Annotated in this window: 18 protein-coding genes; 5 read left to right on the top strand and 13 right to left on the bottom strand. The window is 66.6% G+C overall.

The window, feature by feature from the left end:
* Positions 1-34 precede the first annotated feature (34 nt).
* Entirely contained in the window at positions 35-694 is a 660-nt protein-coding gene (locus K5K93_RS01600; RefSeq protein ID WP_222389400.1) for a response regulator, read from the top strand.
* A gap of 11 nt (positions 695-705) precedes the next feature.
* Here K5K93_RS01600 and K5K93_RS01595 read toward each other — a convergent pair whose 3' ends face one another.
* The 4 genes from K5K93_RS01595 to K5K93_RS01580 all read right to left on the bottom strand — a co-directional run bounded on the left by K5K93_RS01595 (position 706) and on the right by K5K93_RS01580 (position 8398).
* Positions 706-4035 (bottom strand): hybrid sensor histidine kinase/response regulator, encoded by a 3330-nt coding sequence (locus K5K93_RS01595; protein ID WP_222389399.1) that lies wholly within the window; start codon positions 4033-4035, stop codon positions 706-708.
* A gap of 101 nt (positions 4036-4136) precedes the next feature.
* Positions 4137-6815: an ATP-binding protein gene (locus K5K93_RS01590; RefSeq protein ID WP_222389398.1), complete on the bottom strand. Its 2679-nt coding sequence runs from the start codon at positions 6813-6815 to the stop codon at positions 4137-4139.
* 132 nt (positions 6816-6947) lie between these two features.
* Positions 6948-8117 (bottom strand): low temperature requirement protein A, encoded by a 1170-nt coding sequence (locus tag K5K93_RS01585; RefSeq protein WP_222389397.1) that lies wholly within the window; start codon positions 8115-8117, stop codon positions 6948-6950.
* A gap of 14 nt (positions 8118-8131) precedes the next feature.
* Positions 8132-8398 (bottom strand): hypothetical protein, encoded by a 267-nt coding sequence (locus tag K5K93_RS01580; protein ID WP_222389395.1) that lies wholly within the window; start codon positions 8396-8398, stop codon positions 8132-8134.
* A gap of 206 nt (positions 8399-8604) precedes the next feature.
* Between K5K93_RS01580 and K5K93_RS20205 the strand changes: the two genes are divergently transcribed.
* Positions 8605-9063 (top strand): TonB-dependent receptor, encoded by a 459-nt coding sequence (locus K5K93_RS20205; RefSeq protein WP_261311900.1) that lies wholly within the window; start codon positions 8605-8607, stop codon positions 9061-9063.
* Positions 9064-9119: 56 nt separating this feature from the next.
* On the opposite strand, the gene K5K93_RS01565 is transcribed toward K5K93_RS20205, so the two are convergent.
* Positions 9120-10871 (bottom strand): amidohydrolase, encoded by a 1752-nt coding sequence (locus tag K5K93_RS01565; RefSeq protein WP_222389393.1) that lies wholly within the window; start codon positions 10869-10871, stop codon positions 9120-9122.
* A 203-nt stretch (positions 10872-11074) separates the two neighbouring features.
* Between K5K93_RS01565 and blaL1 the strand changes: the two genes are divergently transcribed.
* On the top strand, positions 11075-11947 hold the full coding sequence (blaL1, locus tag K5K93_RS01560; protein WP_222389391.1) for a L1 family subclass B3 metallo-beta-lactamase: 873 nt from the start codon (positions 11075-11077) through the stop codon (positions 11945-11947).
* Positions 11948-11989: 42 nt separating this feature from the next.
* Here blaL1 and K5K93_RS01555 read toward each other — a convergent pair whose 3' ends face one another.
* Together K5K93_RS01555 and K5K93_RS01550 are read right to left on the bottom strand one after the other, a co-directional pair.
* On the bottom strand, positions 11990-12526 hold the full coding sequence (locus tag K5K93_RS01555; protein WP_222389388.1) for a DUF411 domain-containing protein: 537 nt from the start codon (positions 12524-12526) through the stop codon (positions 11990-11992).
* A gap of 116 nt (positions 12527-12642) precedes the next feature.
* The gene (locus tag K5K93_RS01550; protein WP_222389387.1) at positions 12643-12966 is read right to left on the bottom strand and encodes a hypothetical protein; all 324 of its coding nucleotides are present in this window, start codon (positions 12964-12966) and stop codon (positions 12643-12645) included.
* A gap of 110 nt (positions 12967-13076) precedes the next feature.
* Between K5K93_RS01550 and K5K93_RS01545 the strand changes: the two genes are divergently transcribed.
* A complete protein-coding gene (locus K5K93_RS01545) occupies positions 13077-13511 on the top strand; it encodes a hypothetical protein (protein ID WP_222389386.1) in 435 nt (144 codons plus the stop codon).
* 9 nt (positions 13512-13520) lie between these two features.
* Here the strand turns inward: K5K93_RS01545 and K5K93_RS01540 are convergent, their stop codons facing one another.
* Positions 13521-15806 carry an FdhF/YdeP family oxidoreductase gene (locus K5K93_RS01540; RefSeq protein ID WP_222389384.1) on the bottom strand — a complete coding sequence of 762 codons (2286 nt, stop codon included), beginning with the start codon at positions 15804-15806 and terminating at the stop codon, positions 13521-13523.
* A gap of 214 nt (positions 15807-16020) precedes the next feature.
* Here K5K93_RS01540 and fdhD point away from each other — a divergent pair, with 214 nt between their 5' ends.
* On the top strand, positions 16021-16878 hold the full coding sequence (gene fdhD, locus K5K93_RS01535) for a formate dehydrogenase accessory sulfurtransferase FdhD (protein ID WP_093818452.1): 858 nt from the start codon (positions 16021-16023) through the stop codon (positions 16876-16878).
* Positions 16879-16906: 28 nt separating this feature from the next.
* Here fdhD and K5K93_RS01530 read toward each other — a convergent pair whose 3' ends face one another.
* The 5 genes from K5K93_RS01530 to K5K93_RS01510 form a co-directional block, all read right to left on the bottom strand.
* The gene (locus K5K93_RS01530) at positions 16907-17467 is read right to left on the bottom strand and encodes a TetR/AcrR family transcriptional regulator (RefSeq protein ID WP_222389377.1); all 561 of its coding nucleotides are present in this window, start codon (positions 17465-17467) and stop codon (positions 16907-16909) included.
* Between the two features lie 4 nt (positions 17468-17471).
* Positions 17472-19004, bottom strand: coding sequence for an MFS transporter (locus K5K93_RS01525; RefSeq protein ID WP_222389374.1), 1533 nt, complete (start codon positions 19002-19004; stop codon positions 17472-17474).
* Between the two features lie 125 nt (positions 19005-19129).
* Positions 19130-19852, bottom strand: coding sequence for a hypothetical protein (locus K5K93_RS01520; protein ID WP_222390925.1), 723 nt, complete (start codon positions 19850-19852; stop codon positions 19130-19132).
* Positions 19853-19898: 46 nt separating this feature from the next.
* The gene (locus tag K5K93_RS01515) at positions 19899-20528 is read right to left on the bottom strand and encodes a DUF3299 domain-containing protein (RefSeq protein WP_093818455.1); all 630 of its coding nucleotides are present in this window, start codon (positions 20526-20528) and stop codon (positions 19899-19901) included.
* Entirely contained in the window at positions 20518-21060 is a 543-nt protein-coding gene (locus K5K93_RS01510) for a DUF3299 domain-containing protein (protein WP_222390922.1), read from the bottom strand. The genes K5K93_RS01515 and K5K93_RS01510 overlap by 11 nt, the downstream gene beginning before the upstream one ends.

The raw sequence follows: 21060 nt of genomic DNA, 5'->3' as shown, positions 1-21060 counted from the left end.
TATCTGTCGTTCCTAACACCATCAGGGTCATCCCATGTCCCATCCGATCATCCGCGTTGCCATTGCCGATGACCATCCGGTCATCCGCATGGGCATCGAAGCTGCCATCGACGAAATCCCGACCCTGTCCTGCATCGGCGCGGTGGGCGACTCTTCTGCGCTGATCGCGCTGCTGGAACACGCTGCATGCGATGTAGTGGTGACCGATTATGCGATGCCTGGCGGCGCCTACGGCGATGGGTTGCAATTGCTCTCTTATCTGCGCGCACATTTTCCCGACCTGCGCTTGATCGTGATGACCGGGCTTGATCAACCGGCCATGATCCAGTCGTTGCACGCCAGCGGGATCAACCACATCCTGAGCAAGGCGGACGACACCAGCCACGTTCCGGCGGCAATCGCTGCCGCCTGGGCCAACCGCCGCTACCTGTCGCCGTCCATCGCCCGATTGTTTCCTGCGCGCGCAAGCGCCCGCACTGCCGCTGTGCTGTCCCCCCGTGAGCACGAGGTTCTGGTGCTGTTCGTTTCTGGATTGAGCGTCAACGAAATCGCAACACGGCTGGACCGCCGCAAGCAGACCATCAGCACACAGAAAACGACCGGGATGGCCAAGCTCGGCATCGAAAAGGACGCCGACCTGTTCAAGTTCGCAAGCGAGCTGGGGCTGCGTGCGGCCAGACCGGACGCGGGCTAGCCATACCCGCCTCATCCACCATTCTCCAGACCCGCCCGATAGGCCTCGATCAACAGGCTGAGATCGGTCAGCAGCGCGATCCTGTCGACCTCTGGCAGGCTTCGTTTCTCACGCAGCAGTCGCTCAGCATCGCCGAAGCGCGCGCCAAGCTGTTTTTCCCCCATCATCAACAACACGCCCTTGATTGCATGCAGCTGTTCCAGCAGGACCGCATCGTCGTGGCTCTCGCCTGCAATCCGCATCCGCTCCAGGTCGCGCGAGCTGCTTTCCACAAACAGCGCGCGCAGCTTCAACGGCTTGTCCTGCCCTGCTGGCAACGGTGAGCTTGACGGCTGCGGCTGCGGGTGCGGCGGCGGCTGCGGCTGCAGGTAGCGGTCCAGCATTGCCAGCAGCCGGGCCAGATCCAGTGGCTTGAGCAACAGGTCATCAATGCCGGCAGCACGACAGCGCTCGCGTTCGCTGGCCAGGGCGGTGGCAGTCACTGCAAGGATCGGCAGGGTCTCGCCAAGACCGCGCAATGCGCGTGCGAGCTGATAGCCATCGATGATCGGCATGTTGATGTCGGTCATCACGATATCCCAGCTCCCTGGCTGCCACCCCGTCAACGCGACCTGGCCGTTCTCCACCGCGTCCACCAGGCAATCGAGTTCTTCCAGCTGCTGCTGGATCAGCTCACGATTGACCGGGTTGTCCTCGACGAGCAGAACCCGCCCGCGCGTCTGGCGGACATGAACCTTCGGCGGCACGTCCTGCAGCTGCGGCGCAGGCAGGCGGTCTCCACGCAGGATCTGCAACAACGCCGCGCTGAGATAGCAGGAGACATGCACCGCATCCTCACGCTGCTCGGGAGACAGCGGTCCCCTCGGATAGGCACGCACCACGCACGCGTGCCCCTGGAGCATTTCCTGCTCCTCGTTTTCAGTCCACGCACGGCGCTCGCCGAAGATCACCAGTGTGGACCCGGGTTCGCAGACCGGACCGGCCGCAGGCCGTTCGGTCACCGTTGCTTCTGCCCCCCAGCGCTGCAGCAGCTGACCGATCTCCTGCCGCCACTCCTGCGCCGAAGAAAGCAGCGTGATCCGGCGACCGGACAACGGCTTGTCCAGCGTTGGCGCGGCCTCACCTGGCGCCACCGGCACCTCGAGGGTGAACACGCTGCCAACGCCCAGCGTGCTCTGTACCTGGATCCGGCCACCCAACAGCTGCGCCAGCTGCTGGCACAGCGCCAGGCCAAGTCCACTGCCACCGTAACGCCGCGACACGCTGGCATCTCCCTGCTGGAAGGGCCGAAACAGGGTGGCCACATGGTCTTCGGTCATTCCGATGCCCGAATCAACGACCTGCAGGCGCAGAAGGCGCTGTTGCGCAGTCCCGCCGCCAGCATCGGCGCGCACGGTAATGCGGCCAGAGGCGGTGAACTTCACCGCGTTGCTCAGCAGGTTGTTGAGGATCTGGCGGATGCGATGAACATCACCGATGAAGGTTTCTTCCAGCGCCGGATCGATGGCGTAGTAGAGTTTCACATCCTTGCGCTGGGCTTCCGGGGCATACAGCAACGCCGCCTGCTCGATCAGCGGCCGCAGCGCGAATGGCAGTGGATCGATGTCCAGCTGCCCAGCTTCGATCTTCGAGAAATCCAGTACGTCGCTGATGATGGCCATCAGCGAATCGGCCGACAGCCGGATCCGCTGCAGCCGCTCGTGCTGGTCGGGCTGCAGCGGCGAGCGTGCCAGCAGCTCAAGGTGACCCAGCACGCCATTGAGTGGCGTGCGGATTTCATGGCTCATCGTCGCCACGAACGCGGTCTTGGCACGGCTGGCTGCTTCAGCGGCCTCGCGCGCACGTTCTGAATCCTGTCGCGCCTGCTGCAGCGTGCGCTGCAGCTCCACCTGCGCGGTCGCATCGCGTAGCGCACATACCCAGACCGCCTGATCGTGGTACTGCGCAGCGGCCAGGGCAATCTGCAGCTGGCGTGCATCTGCGGTACCTGCGTCCAGCGCCCAGTTGAACTCGCCGCCTCGGGCCGGGAGGCTGCGTGCGTGGGCGATGAGCTGGGCATAGAGCCCGGGCACCTCCCCATCGTCGTCAGCGTCACCGCCAGCCAACGCGCGTGCCACCTGATTCTGCAGCAATGGCGCGCCGTCGCCCCGGCGCAACAGGGCCAGGCCCACCGGCGCGGTGCCTATGATCGCTTGGCTCAGTGCTTCGCTCTCGTACACCCGCGAGGCATTGGCCAATGCAGGCGCGAAGACGCGGCGATCCATGCGCCACAACAGCATCCACAACGCTGCCAGGATCAGCAGCGCGGTGAATACCCGCAGCAGGATGGCCACATGCTGCTCGCGCCAGAGATCGGACCAGCTGTAGAGATGGGTCAGCCGCCAGTCGACGCCACGCAGCGGACCACTGACCAGGAAACGGCCGTCGTGGTACTGGCGCTGGCCGGCATCGGCACGCGCGTTCACCAGCACGGGGGCCAGTGAACCAGGCGACTGCGCAAGTGGGCCGCCGGCCAGCACCACGCGCCCATTCCCGGTACTCACCACATAGCTGCCAGGGTCGGTCGCTTCCAGCCGGCTCCTGATATTGTCGATCGACTCGAATACAACGCGACGGAAGTAGGGCGCATCCGAGCGGGCCATGGTCATCACACCGATCAACGACGTCTGCCCGTTGAGCGGATTGTCGCCAAGGAAGGATACCAAGCGGCGCCCCTGTGCCGCGCTCACCACCGGCCCGGGTGCCGGCACCTGCCCGCGCACGGCCGTCTCGGTCCGCATCAGCCGTTCGAACGCCTGTGCGCGGGTCGGTACCCGCAGCGTCTGCAGCAGCTGTGCTTCGTCAACCACGCCGGCCACCGCCAGCAGCCGTCCCTTTGGCTCATACGCGAACATCGTGACCGGCCCCTGGCTCTGCAGGGCGGTGACGGTTGCGGCGGTATACGCCGAGTATTCGTGCAGCATGCCGAGGTAGGCCTGCAGTTCGGCCTGCGGCAAGGGCTGCGCCGGATTGCCCAGCACCAGCCACGGCACCGAAGCACGCCCTTCGGCGCGCACCAGCAACTGCTGCCCCCCGCTCTGGAAAGCCCCAAGCAACGGAGCACCCAATCGCCGCAGTTCATCCTGTTGATCTGCCCACAGTGCGTCGTTGGCGTTGATGCTGCTGGCGTAGGCGCGGTCGCGCTGGAACAGGAAGTAGTCCAGCGCGGACTGCGCGTCCTGGAAGGTCTGCCGCTCCTGCGAGTGAAACGCGCCGATGCCACCGACCAGGCTCGCTACGGCGGTCAACACGATCAGGACGCTGATCAAGCCGCCACCACCGAACAACAATCGTCGCTGCATCCTGCGCAAGGCGTCGATCTGATTGATGGGCACTGCAGGCGCGGCCGGATGCATGGTGATTCCCCTTGGATGATGGTCGTGCAATGGCGCCTTCGATGAATCTAGTGCAGGCCCTGCAGGACCGCCAGCGTGCCCTGCCCCGTACGTGTCGGCGCCTGCAGCGCCTGCAGCAGGGATTCCCCGGAATAGCAGGATACGCGCCAGGCGCCACCACGTCGCTGGGCACGCAATGGTCCATCGGCGCTCACCCGCACCAGGCACCGGCCTTCACACCAGCGCTGCAGCCCGGGCGTGGGCCCACGTTCGAACACCACCAGCGCCGCTTCCACGTCGCAGTCGTCGTGGGCAAGCTGGGCAACGTCGGCGATCACCTGTACGTGCGCACCCCAGGCCTGCAGGCGTCGGTTCAACTCATCGCGCCACCCCGCTGCGGCCGATACGAGGATCACGTTGCGCCCGGCCAAGGGCGACGGCGAAACCCCGGCAACGCGTTCCACCGGTACGGAGAACGCGAACACACTGCCCACCGCCGGCGTGCTGCGCGCGTGGATCTCCCCCCCCATCCGCTGGCACAGCTCCCGGCACAGGGACAGGCCAAGGCCGGAGCCTCCGAAACGGGTGATGATGCTGGCATCGGCCTGGACGTAGGGCTGGAACAGCCGCTCCAGCTGCGTCGGACTCAAGCCGATGCCCGAATCGGCCACCTCCACCTGCAGCGAAAGCGCTTCTCCCTCGCCATTCACCCGTACCCGCAGGTCGATACGGCCGGACAGCGTGAACTTCACCGCGTTGCTGACCAGGTTGCGCAGTACCTGCTCGATGCGGGCCTGTGGACCCTTTACCTGCCCCGGAACGGCTCCGTCCACCGACAGATCGAGCACCAGGCCCTTGGCCTCTGCCAGCGGCGAGAACAGCACCGCGACGCGCTCCAGCAGCACGATCGGCTCGAACACCTCTGCCTGCAGTTCAAGCTGCCCCGACTCGGCGCGGGAGAAATCGAGCACGTCGTTGATGATCTGCAGCAGCGAGTCTGCCGACTGGTTGATGCGGCGAAGGCGGGCGCGCTGGTCCTCGTCAAGCGAGGATCGGCCAAGCAGCTCGAGGTGCCCGAGGATGCCATGCAGGGGCGTGCGGATCTCGTGGCTCATCGTCGCCAGGAATGTCCCCTTGGCGCGGCTTGCCGCTTCGGCGGCTTCGCGCGCCTGGGCCTGCTGCTGCTCCAGTTCCACCCGCGCGCTCAGGTCACGCAGCGCGCACAGCAGTACATCGCGCCCCTGGTAGGTAGCGCCTACGGCGCCGACCAGCAGCTGCCGGGCCGGTGTCTTGTTGTTCGCTGGAATCGGCAGCTCGAACTCCACCGGCTCGGGGGACGCTGCGGCGCGGGATTCGCACTCGGTGGCCATCTGTACCAGCTGCAGATAGAGGGGTATGCCGCTGCGCTCTGCCGCCGCTGCATAGTGGCGCATCAGCTCGTTCTGCAGGACGGCATTGGCCTCCCGGCGGTCGATCAGGCACAGCCCGACGGGCGACAACTGGATCAGCGAACGGCTGAGCTGTTCACCCTGGTAGACGCGCGCTGCACGTGCCAGCGCCGGGCCGAATATGCGCCAATGCAGCCACGCGAGCAGCACCCACAGGCCCAACATCAACCCGCCACCTGACAGCGCAGCCGCCAGGTACAGGCGCCAGCCGTCGCGGGCGATGTCCATCAGGCAGTACGTATTGACGAGCAACCAATCGGTACCGGCAATGGGCAGCGCCTGGTAGAAGCGCAGGCCCTGCCGCACCGCCATCACCGAATCGCCGCGCTGCTGGCTACTGCGCAGTGCGCGCGCAACGGATGTCAGAGGCATGTCCCCGGCGTCGGCGGTACCGGCAACCACACCACCATCGGCCGTCACCACGAACGAGGCACCTCTATCCGCCACGGCCATCACCCGTGCCAAGCGGTGGGTCGGCTCCAAGGTCACGAACGTCCCGATCGCCCCCTTTCTGTCATGGGCCAGGAGTCGCACCGCAATGGAGGCTGCCCCACTCACTGGATGGCGTACAAGTGCGATCTGCATCGGGCTTTCAAGCGCCGGCAGCGCGTGCGGGGTGTGCCCGCTACGCGCCGCCGGCTCCGACAGCTGCTGCAGATGCTGGAACAACTGCGCACGATGCCCCGCGTTGGTCGCAGCCAGCAGGCGCTGTTCGGTCAGCCCGTCGCCCAGCACAAGGAACTGATGGCTGGGGTCGAAGAAGAAGCCACTGGCGGCCGTTTCCGCTTCGGTATCCGAGGCACTCAGCCGGCGTATCACCGACAACGAGTGGGCCAAGGTGAGATAGCGATCCAGGCGCGCCAAAGGCCAGTGGTCGGTGCCTACACCCAGCACCATCTGCGGCGCGCTCTCCGGCCCGGCGTTGACGACCATCCGCTGGCCGCCGGCAAGGTAGCGCTGCCGTTCTGCCAGGCGGGTCGCGGCATCGCTGTCCGGACGATGCCGCCAGGCGTACTCGGCCATGTTCAGCATGCGCTGGTGTGCAGCATCGGCCGCGACCAGATGCGCCTCCACTGCGGCATGGGTACGCTGCAGGGCTTCCAGTCGACGGGTCTGGAAGCCGCTGGCCTGCAGCAGGACCAGCGCGACCATCCCGGCAACAATGGCAAGACTGAGCAGGCACCCACCCCACAGCAGCACGCGGTGCTGATAGAGCCGCAGCGCGCTGACGTCGCAGTCCTCGTCGGCAGGGGGCTTGCGTCCGCGCAACGTAAGTGGAAGGAAGGGGAACCAGTGCATGTGGGGGGGCAGGCAGCGACACCGGCTCAGAACGACGCCGGCGGCCTCCTGGGTAACGGCCTGTGATGGGATCACGAGGCTATCGGCGCCCTGGGATCCTCCCCATAGGACCGGGCTGAGTTCTGTGCCTGATCACCCCAGATGCCGGCGTTTCAACCGTGTATCGGCCAGCCCCACCGCCAGCAGCACGATGCTGGTCAGCCACCCAGCGGCCAGCAGGTGCATCCATGGCAGCACGAAGCCGAGCACGACCAGAGCCCCTGCCCCCACCAGGTGCGAGCGCGGCACGCGGCCGTAGACCGCCCGCTTGTACAGTGCGCTGCCCAGCAGGTAGATCAACGGCCCCGCTGCCAGCATCGCGGCATGCGGCAGGGTCACCCTCGCCTCCGGTTCGTCCATCACCAGGTCGTTGCCGACGGCAGTGGCAATGATGCCGGCGATCAGCAGCGCGTGCACGTAGTGGAAGTAGGCGCCGATGCGGCCCGGATCGTCGGAACGGGTGATGGTGTCGGTGGCGTCGCGGCTGGAGATGCCGAAGTACAGCCACCACATCGCGATCGTACCGGCAAAGGTCGCCAGCACTGCCGACACCACCGCGCCACTCCAGTGCTCCACCTCGCTCAGCACACCGCCGGTTGCCAGCAACGTCTCACCCAATGCGACGATCACGAACAACTGGCAGCGCTCGGCCAGGTGCCCACCTTCGATGGTCCACTCGCGGGTACGCGAACGGCCAAGGCCCGGAAACGCGAAGCCGAACATCGGCGAGATGTACTCGCAGGCGACAGCCACCGCCCACAATGCCAGCCGCGCATTGCCCTCGACCGCCGCACCGGCCAGCCAGAAGCAGGCCGAAACGCTGACCCAGGCCAGCATGCGCCTGAAGTTGGCGGCCAGCGGGTGCGCGCGCCCTACTTCCAGCAGCACGAACAGCGTCCGCCCTACCTGCATCGTGGCGTAGGCACCGGCGAACATCCAGGCGCGACCGGCAAAGGCTTCCGGGATGGACGAAGACATCAGCAACGCCAGCAGCATCGTGACGAACAACAGGCCACGGATACGCGGCGCCTCCGGGTCGAACCAGTTACTGACCCAGCACGCGTACTGCCAGCCAAGCCAGACCGCAAACCACAGCACCAGCGTCTGCAGCACGCCCAGCAGGCCCAGGTGGTGCAGCAGGTGGTGGCTGAGCTGGGTGACCGCGAACACATAGACCAGGTCGAAGAACAGTTCTTCGTAGGTCACCCGTGCATGATGGCCGTCGCGACGACGCAGGGCAGGAAGACGGGGCGTTGCCGGCATCACGGATCCTCGGTTCAGCGGCCCAGCCGCCAGAAGATGACACCGGCCACCAGCGCCGGCACGGCAAACACCAGCAGCAGGACCGGCAACTCCTCGCGCACCGTATAGCCTGCCCGGCTGACCCCCACCCACATGTTGGCCACCGATACCAGCAGCCAGGTGCCGATGAAGGCCAGCAGCGCCGTTGGCAGCTGAGGGCTGCTTGTGCTCCAGAGCCTGCCGAACAGCGCGAAGACGGCCAGCAGCAGGAACCCAGCGACGATCACCAGAAGCACGTGCATGGTCACTCTCCCCGATGGCTGCCATGCAGCCTATCTGCCGCCGAGTGTGCGCTGCAGAGGGTGATCGTGGATTCACCTTCCGGGCACCGCGAACAATCCCGTCGTCGCTCCTCCGGTGGCAAATGCGAACAGTTCCCATTACTATCGTGGCACCGCACAGGGCTGGCCCTGCGTGGCACCCCTTCCTGCCTGCGCCGTTCTCCCGGATGCCCACGCCACCGCACTCCCCGCCACCTGTGCTGCCGTTGGTGTCCTCGCTGGTGCGCCACTACGAGGATCGGGTGGATTACCTGCGCCGTCGCTTGGCCTCACCCGGGCTGGCTCGCGAGGCGGTGCACGACGTCTGCGTACGCCTGCTGGAGCGCCCCGAACCGGCCGGCGTGCTGCAGCCGATCGCGCTGCTGCGACGGATGGCGCATGACGCTGCGGTTGATCGTTGCCGTGCCGAAGACCTGCGCGGAGTGCCGGTGGCCAGCTTCAAGGGCTACACCACGGTCGACCTGGTCGCCCGCAATGCGCTGGGCAAGCGCAGTTTCACCCTGGGCGTGCAGAACCTCGCCAACAAGCAGTACATCACCTGCTACTCGCAGACCACGCCATCCAACCCGAGCTATTTCGCCGGGCGTGGGCGAGTGCTTACGCTGGGGTGGCAGTACCGCTACTGAGACAGCCAGGACCACGTCGCCCCGGCAGCCCTGCATGCCGGGGCGACATGGCCGGATCAGGCCTTGTAACGTCGTACGCCCTGCAGCCAGGTTTCCTGCACCGTAAGACTGCCGACCTTGCCGGGATGAACACTCAGCGGATCCTGGTCGAGGATGACCAGGTCCGCATACTTGCCAGGCTCCAGGCTGCCGACGATGTGATCGGTGCGGCACTGCCAGGCGGCATCGAGAGTAACCGCACGCAGCGCCTCTTCGACAGTGATGCACTCCCCCGGATTGAGCACTTCGCCGCCATCGAGCATCACCCGGTTCACCGCATTGTCGATGTAGCGCAGCGGCGCAATGGTGGTGACGTTGAAATCCGAGTGCAGCGAAATCCGCAGCCCACCCTTCAATGCAGACCGGCACGGATCGTACAGTGCCGCCCGCTCCGGCCCCAGGATATCGTCACGGAACGCCTTTCCCCAGTAGTGGACATGGCCGATCAGGAACGACGGCGAGACCTGCAGCTGCGACAGCCGGGTGATCTGCTCCCGATGGAGCACGCTGCAATGTTCGATGCGATGCCGGTGATCCTTGCGCGGTGTCTTCTTCAACACTGTCTGGTACACATTGAGCGTGGTATCGATGGCCGCATCTCCATTGGCGTGGATGCCGATCTGCCAGCCGAGGTCGTGCGCCCGCTGGACGCCGGCAACCAGCTCGTCCTGGGTGTAGTTGAGCGCGCCACGCTTGTCCGAATGCAGATAGTGCTCGCGCTGGTAACCGGTCTGCGCCTGGTTGGACCCGTCGGACCAGAACTTGATGCCGGTCAGGCGGAACGTGTCGTTGCCGTGCCCCGGCTTCAACCCGAGCCTGATCCAGTCATCCATCAGATCCGAGGTCAGAAAGCCGGAATACCGCACCGGTGGATTGGCCGCCATCACGGTGTTGAGCAGATCGAGGTCGGAGACGCCACCGGTGCCAATGCCCGCATCATGCAGGCTGGTACAGCCCGCCTTGGCCGCGTCGGCGAACAGCTGCTGGACCAGTTCGGCGTAGCGCGCTTGGCTGGGCATCGGCACAACCGCCATGAACGGTTTCATCGCCGGGGACTCCTCCATGCGCCCGGTCAGCCTGCCATCCCTGCGGATGTACCGTCCCTGGTCCGGGTCCGGCGTGGCGTCGTTCACTCCAGCCGCGGCAAAGCCCTTGCTGTTGCTGTACGCGATATGGCCGTTGGACTCCAGTACGAACACCGGATTGTCCGGTGCGGCCTTGTCCAGTGCCGCCATGGTGATCGGGTCACCGTGCATCAGCGACGGGTCGATGCCCTGTGCACGCAGCCATTCACCGGGCCTGAGTGCGCTGGCTGCCGTGCTGATCTTCGCCATTGCGTCGGCCAGCGTACGCGTGCTGAACGGAGTGACGTCCAGCCACTCGGAGAGAATGGCCATTGCCGAATGCATATGCGGATCGATGAAACCCGGCAGCAACGCGCGGCCCTTGAGGTCGACCAGTTCAGTGTTCGGCCCGTGATGCTGCCATACCTGCTCCTTCGCGCCCACCGCAAGGATGCGGCCATTGCGCACGGCCAACGCCTCCGGGTGCGGGTGCGGGTGCGGGTGCGGGGCCATGGTGATGATCGGCCCGTTGTGGAAGATCAGGTCCGCGGGGCCTGTAGATCCCACCGCAGTGGTGCCTGCATGGGCAGCAGGTGACAGCGAAGCGCCACCGAGGGCCAGCACGCCCAGCCCCACCATGGCGCCGAGGAACTCACGTCGTGCCTGCAGATACGCTGCGGCGCCCGGATTGCACGCGATGCACATGCGTCTTCTCCTTCCTTGTGGTCCGGGCAGGTTACCCCGCCAGAGGTTGGCGTGCTGCGAACGGCTTCGCTCTTTCACCCCGCCTTCCTGAACGAGCTCCCCGGGCATGCAATGCAGCTCATGCCTGCCATTAGAAATGCGCGAAACGGGCTTCCAGCACTGCGTGCTAGCCTCGTTTCACCTTCGCCATCAACTCCATCGCCATGCGCCTGCAGAGCATCGTCTTCCCCCTCGTCACCGTCCTCGCAGTTGCCAACGTTGCCGCCGCCGAACCGACGCTGCCGCAACTGCGTGCCTACACCGTTGATGCCTCCTGGTTGCAGCCAATGGCGCCGCTGCAGATTGCCGATCACACCTGGCAGATCGGCACCGAAGACCTGACCGCACTGCTGGTGCAGACGCCGCAGGGCGCGGTGCTGCTCGATGGTGGCATGCCGCAGATGGCCGACCACCTGCTGCGCAACATGAAAGCGCGCGGCGTTGCGCCGCAGGATCTGCGCCTGATCCTGCTCAGTCATGCCCACGCCGACCACGCCGGCCCGGTTGCTGCGCTCAAGCGCAATACCGCTGCGCAGATCGTCGCAAATGCCGAATCTGCGGTGCTGCTGGCACGTGGCGGCAGCAACGACCTGCACTTCGGCGACGACATCACCTATCCGCCCGCAACGGCGGACAGGATCATCATGGATGGCGAGGTGGTCTCGCTCGGCGGGGTCGACTTCACCGCGCACTTCGTGCCCGGCCATACCCCGGGCAGCACCGCCTGGACCTGGACCGACACCCGGGGCGGCAAGCCGGTGCGCGTGGTCTACGCCGACAGTTTGAGTGCGCCGGGCTATCAGCTGCAGGCCAACCCGCGCTACCCGCACCTGATCGAGGACTATCGCCGCAGCTTCGCCACGGTGCGCGCCCTGCCCTGCGATGTCCTGCTGACCCCGCATCCCGGCGCCAGCGGCTGGAACTACGCAGCCGGAGCATCAGCGGGTTCCAGGGCAATGACCTGCCAGGACTACGCCGACACGGCCGAACGCAATTTCGACGCGCAGTTGAAGAAGCAACGCGAAAAGCAGCGTTGAGCAGGCGCGGCGGCGATCCGCCGCCGCGCCCGCTACACCTTGTCAGCCACCCTGCCCGTGCTGTGCGAAGGGCTGGGTGCGGCCATCGGCCAGCACCAGCTCCACGGTATACGGCTGCACATGGCCATCAGGCATTTCCATGCCCGGTGATCCAGCCGGCATCCCCGGCAGCACCAGGCCACGTGCCGTCGGCCGTTCCTTCAGCAGGCGCTTGATGTCGCTGGCCGGAATATGGCCTTCCACCACATAGCCACCGATCTCGGCGGTATGGCAGGACGCCTTGCCGGCCGGTACGCCGAGCCGTTGCTTGACCGGATGCATGTCATCGGTATCGCGTATCTCAACCGCGAAGCCGGCAGCCTTCAGGTGGTCGGCCCACACGCCACAGCAACCGCAACTGGCCGTCTTGTGCACGATGGCCAACGGAAGCTCCCGGTCGATCGTCGCTCCGGCCGTCGCCTCGACTGCCGAGGCGGTTGCGGTTGCGGGCGAGGACACGGCCTCTTCGGAGGCACGCGCGCAGGCGGTGGCCAGCAGAACGGGGGTGAGCAACAGGCTCAGGGAAAGAATGCGGTTCATGGATCAGGTTTTCCTTTGCAATCGCAGGCGCGAGCGCCTGCCATCCACGCGACGGATGCGCATGGGTCAAGTAGATGAGGGGTACTGCAGGACGGCAGGTACGCAACCTGCGCGCATCAGGCGATCGGCGGACGAATCAGGTGAGGCAGCGCAGGCGCGGGATGAGCCGGCGGCAGCGCGTCGCCGGGCACTGCACGCAGCGGCCATGCAGCAAGGCTTGCCGCCGACGGCAGCATGGCCACACTCGCCGGCACGCACTCGCAACCCTCGCTGCTGCACGCGGCTGCGTTCCGTTCATCGCAGCAGGCGGGCGTGACAGAGATCGCAGCGTCGGCGATCTCGTGGGGGCCATCGCAATGACCACCGCCGGACTGACCGTTGATGCCGCCCGAGGCAAGTGCCAGCGCCGGTGCATTGAGCACCAGGGTCAGGAGCAGCATCACTCGCAGCGGCAGGCCGGATATATCCACGGGGTGATGATAGCCGACGCACGATGCGCCCGTCGCCGCTGCCTGCTGTCATCATGCATGACGTTCATTGGAGCCTTTCCATGCCTGCCCGCTTCGCCTCTGCTGCCCTCCTGCTGTCCGCGTTGCTGAGCCTTCCGGTCATGGCAGGCGAACGCCAATGGACCGTGCTGTCCAGCGGCGATGGTGACCACACCCATGAGCGCTGGCAGGTAAGCGGGACGCGATTGCGAACGCTTCCCGCGTTCGACCCGGCACGCGCCGAGCCGCCGCTGTCGGTGCATCAAGCTGCGGCGGCAGCACTGGTCCACGCGCGCCTACGTTATCCCGGCGATGACTTCGTGGTCTCCGAGGTAAGCCTGCAGCGGTTCACCGCCGGCGCTGCGCCGCAGAGCGAAGACGCAGCGCGCGGCTGGGTGTACCTGGTCAGCCTCGACTACAACGCCAAGGGCTGGACCCAGATGGTGCCGGTGCTGCTGGATGGCAGCATCGTGCTGAGCGACAACGAGCAATTGTAGGATCGGCGCCTACGCGGGCACGTCGACCTGCGCGCGCATCCGTACCGGAATGGATTTCGCCGCTGGCGTGCCGCTGATCCGATCGTAGTAGTCCAGCGGCAGCAGGGGGTTGAGCTCCGGGTAGTAGCCCGCCAGCGCCCCGCGCGGCATCGGGTAGTCAAGCACGGTCAGGCCTTCGATTCGCCGCGTCACGCCGTCGTCGCTGATCGTTTCCAGGCTTACCAGGGCTTCCTTGCCGAGCCCGCGCGCCAGACGGTCCTTGATGTTCATGAACACCACCATGCGGTCGTTGTACACGCCCCGGTAGCGGTCGTTGTAGCTGTAGATGGTGGTGTTGTACTGGTCGTGCGAACGCACCGTGGCCAGCCGCAGCATCTCCGGGTCATCGACTACCGTGTTCACTTCCAGGCCCGGCATGACGAGGATGTTGGCCTTGCCGTTCGGGGTCGGCCACACGCGCCTGCGCGGCGGAATATCCAGGTGGAAACCGTGCAGTGCCTGGATGCGCTCGTTGAAGCCGGCATAGATGTCCGGGTAGACGGCGGCGATCAGGTCGCGGATCGGGCCGTAATCGTGCATGTACGCGGCCCAGTCCACCTTGCTGTCCGGCAACGTTGCCATCGCCATCCGGCAGACGATCTCCACCTCCGGCAGCACGTGGTCGCTGGCCGGCTCCAGCACGCCGCGCGACGCCGTCACGTTGGACATCGCATCTTCGATGGTGACGAACTGCTCGCCCTTCGGCGTGCGGATCCACTCCGAGCGCGCCACCACCGGCAGGATCAGCGCGTCGCGACCGTGCACAAGATGCCCCCGGTTGAGCTTGGTGGCGATGCCCACGGTCAGTTCCAGTCTGCGCATGGCCTGGTAGGCGCGCTCGGTATCGGGCACGGCATGGATGAAGTTGCCGCCCATGCCGATGAACACCTTGGCGCTGCCATCGAGCATCGCCGCGATCGACTCGACCACATGGTGGCCGTGCTCGCGCGGCGGATCGAAACCAAACACCTGCTGCACGCGATCCAGGTAGCGCGCCGTGGGCTTCTCGTCGATGCCGACGGTGCGGTCGCCCTGCACGTTGGAATGGCCACGGATCGGACCGATACCCGCGCCCGGCTTGCCGAAATTACCGCGCAGCAACAACAGGTTGGCCACCTGCTGCAGCAGCCGCGACCCCTGCTGGTGCTGGGTCAGGCCCATGCCATAGCAGATGACCGTCGCCTGCGAACGGATGTAGATCTCCGCGCAGCGCCGGATCTGTTCCTGCGCGATGCCCGACACCCGCACGATCTCATCCCAGTCCTGCGCCAGCACGTCCTCGCGCAGCGCCTCCAGGCCAACGGTGTGTTCGGCCAGGAAGGCATGATCCAGCACCTGCTCACCCTGGGCCTCGCGCTCGAACATCACCTTCATCATGCCCTTGATCAGCGCCAGGTCGCCGCCGATGCGGACGTGCACGAACTCGCTGGTGATCTCGGTGGAACCGAACGTGGCCATCTGCACCACGTCTTGCGGTTCGGTGAAGCGGATCAGGGCACGCTCCGGCATCGGGTTGACCGCCACGATCGGCACGCCGCGCTTGCGCGCTTCCACCAGGTTGCTCATCATCCGCGGCGAGTTGGTGCCGGTGTTCTGGCCCATCACGAAGATCGCCTCGGCGTGCTCGAAATCGTCCAGCACGATGGTGCCCTTGCCCACGCCTATCGCTGGTGGCAGGCCACGGCTGGTCGGCTCGTGGCACATGTTCGAGCAGTCCGGGAAGTTGTTGGTACCGAACTCGCGCACGAAGATCGAATACAGGAACGCCGCCTCGTTGGGCGTTCGGCCGGAGGTGTAGAACTCGGCCTGGTCGGGGTTGTCCAGCGCCTGCAGATGACGACCGATGAGTGCAAACGCCTCGGCCCATTCGCAGGGCACGTAGTGATCGGTGGCGGCGTCGTAGCGCATCGGCTCGGTCAGCCGGCCCTGCTGCTCCAACCAGTAATCGGTCTGCGCCATCAGCTCGGTGACGGTGTGCTGGGCGAACAGCTCACGGGTCACCCGGTGCTGGGTCGCTTCCCAGGCCAAGGCCTTGGCACCGTTCTCGCAGAATTCCAGCTTCTTTCGGTGGTCGGCATCGGGGAACGCGCAGCTGGGGCATTTGAATCCGCCCGGCTGGTTCATCGCCAGCAGCGCCTTGGATCCTTTACCGATCACGCTCTGCTGCAGCAGCACCTTGGCGGTCGCACCGGCGGCCCCCCAGCCACCTGCCGGTTGGTTGTAGGGCTTGTAACGCGGCGGCTTCTGTTCGGACATGGTCGGGAACCTGCGTTGGTGGAGTGCCTGCCAGCAGTGCCGGGCCCGCGCCCGGCTGCCGTGGCCAGTCAAGCACACCGGCAACCCCAACGCCATGGCCCAGCCCGGGTACAGCAGGCTGCCATGGCAACGGTTACCACCGCGTCTTCACTGGATGGCGCTGCGCTATCCTCCGCGCGTAGCCTGCCCTTCTGCTTTGCCCAGGATGTGCCACATGCCCGGATCGACGTTGCCTTCGCCCCCGCCCGCCGGCACGGCCCTGCGCACGCTGCAGCGCTGGCGCAGCACGGGGCAGGAGCAACGGCTCGATACGATCGCCCAAGAAGTACCGGTGGCGATGCGCTACAACGGCGGGGCCTTCTCGGTGATGATGGCCACGCCGTGCGACCTGGAGGATTTCGCGCTGGGCTTCTCGCTCAGCGAAGGGTTGATCGAGCGTCCTGACCAGTTGCTGTCCCTGCAGGTGCAGCCACAACTGGAGGGCATCGAACTGAACATGAGCGTGTCTGCCGATGCCCCCGGTGCCGCACTGGATCCGGACAACGGGCGCCTGCTGCCGGGTCGCGGAGGCTGTGGGTTGTGCGGTGCACGCCAGCTGGAGGACGTGCTGCGTCCACTGCCTCCGGTAAAGGACCGCCGCACGTATCAGACGGCTGCACTGCAGCGGGCATTGGCTGGGCTGGCCCTACGCCAGCCGATGAATGCAGCCAGTGGTTCGACCCACGCAGCGGCCTGGGCCGATGCCAGTGGCCGCATCGGCTGGGTGCGCGAAGACGTCGGCCGCCACAATGCGCTGGACAAGCTGATCGGTGCACTGCACCACAACGAACACAGCATCGATGGCGGCCTGCTGGTGGTATCCAGCCGTGCCAGCTACGAAATGGTCAGCAAGGCAGCGCGCGCCGGTGCCAGCGTACTGGCCGCCGTCTCGGCCCCCACTGCGCTGGCCATCGACCTGGCCCGCAGTGCCGGCCTGTGCCTGGTGGGCTTCGCCCGCGAAGAGGGCTTCAACGTGTATACCCACCCGGAGCGGCTGCAGGGGGATGGCCTGCACGGGCATCCGCCTGCCTGACGGGTGCCTACAGCGGATGGACTGGCAGCTACGCCTTGCGGGACCGCTCGGGAGCAAGCAGCCCACCGATCCGTTCGGTCACCTGTGCGCGCACGTTCTCGTCCAGCTGGCCTTCGTACATGGCCTCGTAGATCCACAGGCCATCGGCGGCCAACCGCGCAACGAAATTATCCAGCGCCGCCGGATCTTCGCGGCCGGCGGCCGGTGGCGAAGGCGCCCAGCGCCGCACCACCGGTGCCCACGGCCGCTCGCCGGGGAATTCGGGGTCCACCGAGTCCAGCATGAACATCAGCTCGGCACGGGTGGCACTCTGCGCCGAAACGCGCACGAAGGTCTGGTAGCGCTCCAACGCAGTGGCCTCGCCGGCCGACTTGCCCAGCAGCGCCTCCATCGATGCTTCCCAGCTCTGCACCAGGTGCTCGTCGATGCCGCGCAGCAACGCTTCGCGCGAAGGAAAGTGGTACAGCAGGCCGCCACGGGTCAACTGCGCCTCGGCCGCCACCGATTCAAAGGTGACCGCACGCACGCCGTCGCGGTTGATCACGCTGACGGCGGCGTCGAGGATGCGCTCGCGCTTGCTGGTTCTCATGCCGTTATTTTACGCGATCGGCGGCGCCGTCGCGGCCACCGGCGCGTCCACGCAGCAGGCGCGCGATGATCACCGCGCCGGCCGCCAGCACCGCACTGATCACCAGCAGCACGATCTGGTAACCGCGATCGTAGGCCGCGGTGGCCAGCGCGAACCACTCGCCCTGCCCCGCCTCACGCGTCACGTGCAATGCCTGGGTGAAGCCCTCGCGTGCGGCGGCGGGAATACCCGCAGACTCCGGCAGGAACGCGCCGTACATCGCAGCGCTCAGACTGCCCAGCAGCGCGACGGCCAGCAGGCCGCCGAACTCGTAGGACACTTCCTCCACCGACGAGGCCATGCCCGCACGATGCGGCGGCACGTTGTTGAGGATGGCGGTGGACGCCACCGAGATGGCAGCACCCATGCCGAAGCCGGTGATCGCCATGCCGGCCACCACCCAGCCCAGCCCATGCGGGAAGCCCAGCGCCACCACGCCCACACCTGCCGCACCGGCCGCAAGGCCGCCGCAGATCAGCGGCCGCAGGCCGACGCGATGCAGCACGCTGCCGCCCAGCAACGCGCTGGGCAGGCTGCCCAGCGCCGCCACCGATACGAGCAGGCCCGCCTGCAACGGGCTGAGGCCGGCCACCAGCTGGAAACGCTGGGTGGTGAGCAGCTGCAGCCCGGCCATCGCAAACAGGGTGAACACCGCCGACAGGGTGCCGGCAAGGAAGGCCGGATTGCGGAAGATGGCGAAATCCAGCAGCGGATACGGCAACTGCTGCTGGCGGCGGCTGAAGGCGATGCCGGAGATGACCGCCAGCAGCAGCGAGACCGCTCCCACGCTGAACGAGGGCGGCGTGGCGATCAGCGACTTGATCGCCAGTACCAGGCCCGACAGCGCTGCCAGTGCCAGCAGCGAGGACAGCAGGTCCCATGGGCGGGTGCTGTCGCGCTGCCCTTCCGGCGCCAGCAGCAGGGTCGCGATGAAGGCGACCACCACCACCGGCACATTGATGAGGAACACCGAGCCCCACCAGAAGTGCTGCAGCAGCAAGCCACCGATGATCGGCCCCAGCGCCGCACCGACGATGGCCACCGAACCCCAGATCGCGATGGCGATGTTGCGCTCGCGTTCTTCATGGAAGCTGAGCCCGATCAAGGCCAGCGTGGCCGGCATCATCGCCGCCGCACCCACGGCGAGGAAGGCACGCGCGGCGATCAGCTGCCCTGCGGTTGCAGAGAACGCCGCTGCCAACGAGGCGATGCCGAACACCACCAGCCCGACCAGGAACATCCGGCGGTGGCCGATGCGGTCGCCCAGGGTGCCCGCCCCCAGCAGCAGGCCGGCCATCACCAGCGGGTAGGCGTTGATGATCCACAGCGCCTGCCCGGCACTGGCCGACAGCTCCTCGGTCAGGGTCGGCAGCGCGGTATACAGCACCGAGTTGTCCAGCGTGACCAGCAGCAGGCCGGCGGCAACGGTGAACAGCAGCGACCAGCGTCGGGCGCGCGACAGGGACGGAGCACCGTCCAAGGGCTGGGAGAGAGCCATGGGAACCTGGATGGGGAAGGAGTATGGCCATAACTATACCGGACATCCTGTATAGTTATGGAGCTCCCAGTGAGATCCATTCAGCTGCCGCGAGGTGCAATGCTTCCTGTCTCATGACCCGGGGCCTACCTGCACTCCGCAGGCAAGGCAGCGACCGCCTGCACGATCGGGGCCTGCATGGCGCGTCCCACCGCGGCATCCAGCTCCCCCTGTAGATGGCCGTGCTGGCGCTGCATCTGGTCTTCGCACAGCGCACGCACCCGCGCGCGGGCGTTGCTGCGCAGCGTGCTGCAGCGCCAATCGCCCCCTCCCAGCGGCAGCACCGAATAGACCACGCTGTTGCAGGCGTTGCCGGCGCGTTCTGCCAGCGAACGCCCACCGAAGTCACGCGGCACGCTGCTGCGCTGCGGATCGAAGTAGCTGTCCGGGAAGGTGCGCGCGTACTGTTCGATGTCCACCTCGACAGTGCCGCCTTCGCCTGCCGGCACGCGCAGTGGCTGACCGCAGCCGGTGGCGTCGGCGCGGTGTTGGATGTACTGGTAGATCGGTCGGTCCAGGCTCGCATCCTGCGCGGTCACGGCGCTGACCGCCGCCAGCACCGGCAGCGACGCACGGTTGGCCATGCGCGCCAGCACTCCCGCCTGCGCGGGTTCGCAGCGGTCGCGCAGCGTCGCCACCAGCAGGAACAGCAGGTCATCACGAAAGGCCGTGTCGGCCGCCAGGTGATGTTCGATGCGTGCCTGCGCTTCCGCCACGGGTGCGGGAAATGCAACGGCCGGTGGCGAGGGCGCCTGCGTTGCGTTCCACAGCAGCGCCACCGCGGTGCCTGCCAGCAGCAACACCGCCATCAGCAGCGCGACGGTGCGTGCGCGGAGCCTCGTCATCGGATGCTCGTCATCGGCTGATCGCGGAAAGCGTCGCTGCGGCAGCGTCATAGGACGCGCTGGCGATATCCGCCTTGAAGTGCTTCACCTGCAGTCGCCCGGACAGCCGGTAGGGATCCCACAGCGCGCCCAACGTGATGGGGCTGGCCAGGGTGACATGGATGATCTGGTTCGGTGGCGGCGGCGGTACGTGGATGCACGCGCCATAGAACGGCACGAACAGCAGTTCGTCCACCTGCCCGGCGTCGTTCATCGCCAGCGGCACCACATAGCCATCCAGGTCCAGCGCCTGTCCATCCACGCCATCGACCACCGCCGACGAGCCGAACTGCTGCGCACGTAGCGGGCTGGAGTGATCGATGGCCTGCCCAGGCAGCGAGCCCGAACCCGTATCGTCGATCAAGCCCCCCACCCCGTCCATGCCATTGCCACGCGACAACCCTATCTGCGGCGGTGGACGCTGGAAGCTGTCCTCTTCGGGCATCAGCGCGTCCCAGCGGTCGATCACTGCAGACGCTGCCGCCGGCGACGCAGCAGCATTGTTGGCCTGTGGCGGTGGGGCGTCCACGGCGGGCCGGCCACAACTGGCCAGCAGTACAGCGGCAAGCGCACCGGCAAGCAGCTTCGCGTTACGGTTCATAAGGCCTCAGTTCGGCGTCGGCCATGCTGTAGGCCGAGCCGGCAAGATCATCGTCCACCCGCTCGGCGCGCAGCACACCGGCCAGGAAGAACGGCGAGTACATGTCGGGCATGGCGATCGGCCGCCGCAGCACCACATGCACGATCTGGTTCGGTGGCGGCGGTGGCACGTGGATGCACGCGCCGTAGTACGGCACGAACAGGAATTCGACCAGCCGGCCATCTGCCGCGTTGGCCAAAGGCACCACGTAGCCCGGCAACCGCACTGCGCGATCCAGTACCGCGTCCACCGTACGGAACGTACCGAACTGGGCCATGCGCCGGTTGCCGTTGTGCTGCACCTCAGGCCCCTCACCGCGCTCGAGTGCTGCCAGTTCATCGCTGGGCAGCATCTGCAACCAGTCCAGTTCCTGCTCGCTTTGCGTGCCAGCATTGCCCTGCACCGGCGCCGGCAGCAGTGCCTGCACACCGGTATCGGTCGGCCGCGTGCAGGCGGCCAGCAGCATTGCGGCAGCCAGCAGCAACCAGCGCAC

The organism is Stenotrophomonas sp. DR822, assembly GCF_019793815.1.
In the GTDB taxonomy this organism is placed as follows: domain Bacteria; phylum Pseudomonadota; class Gammaproteobacteria; order Xanthomonadales; family Xanthomonadaceae; genus Stenotrophomonas; species Stenotrophomonas indicatrix.
Note: the sequence above shows the minus strand (reverse complement) of the source record. Positions and strands in the feature narration are given on the sequence as shown.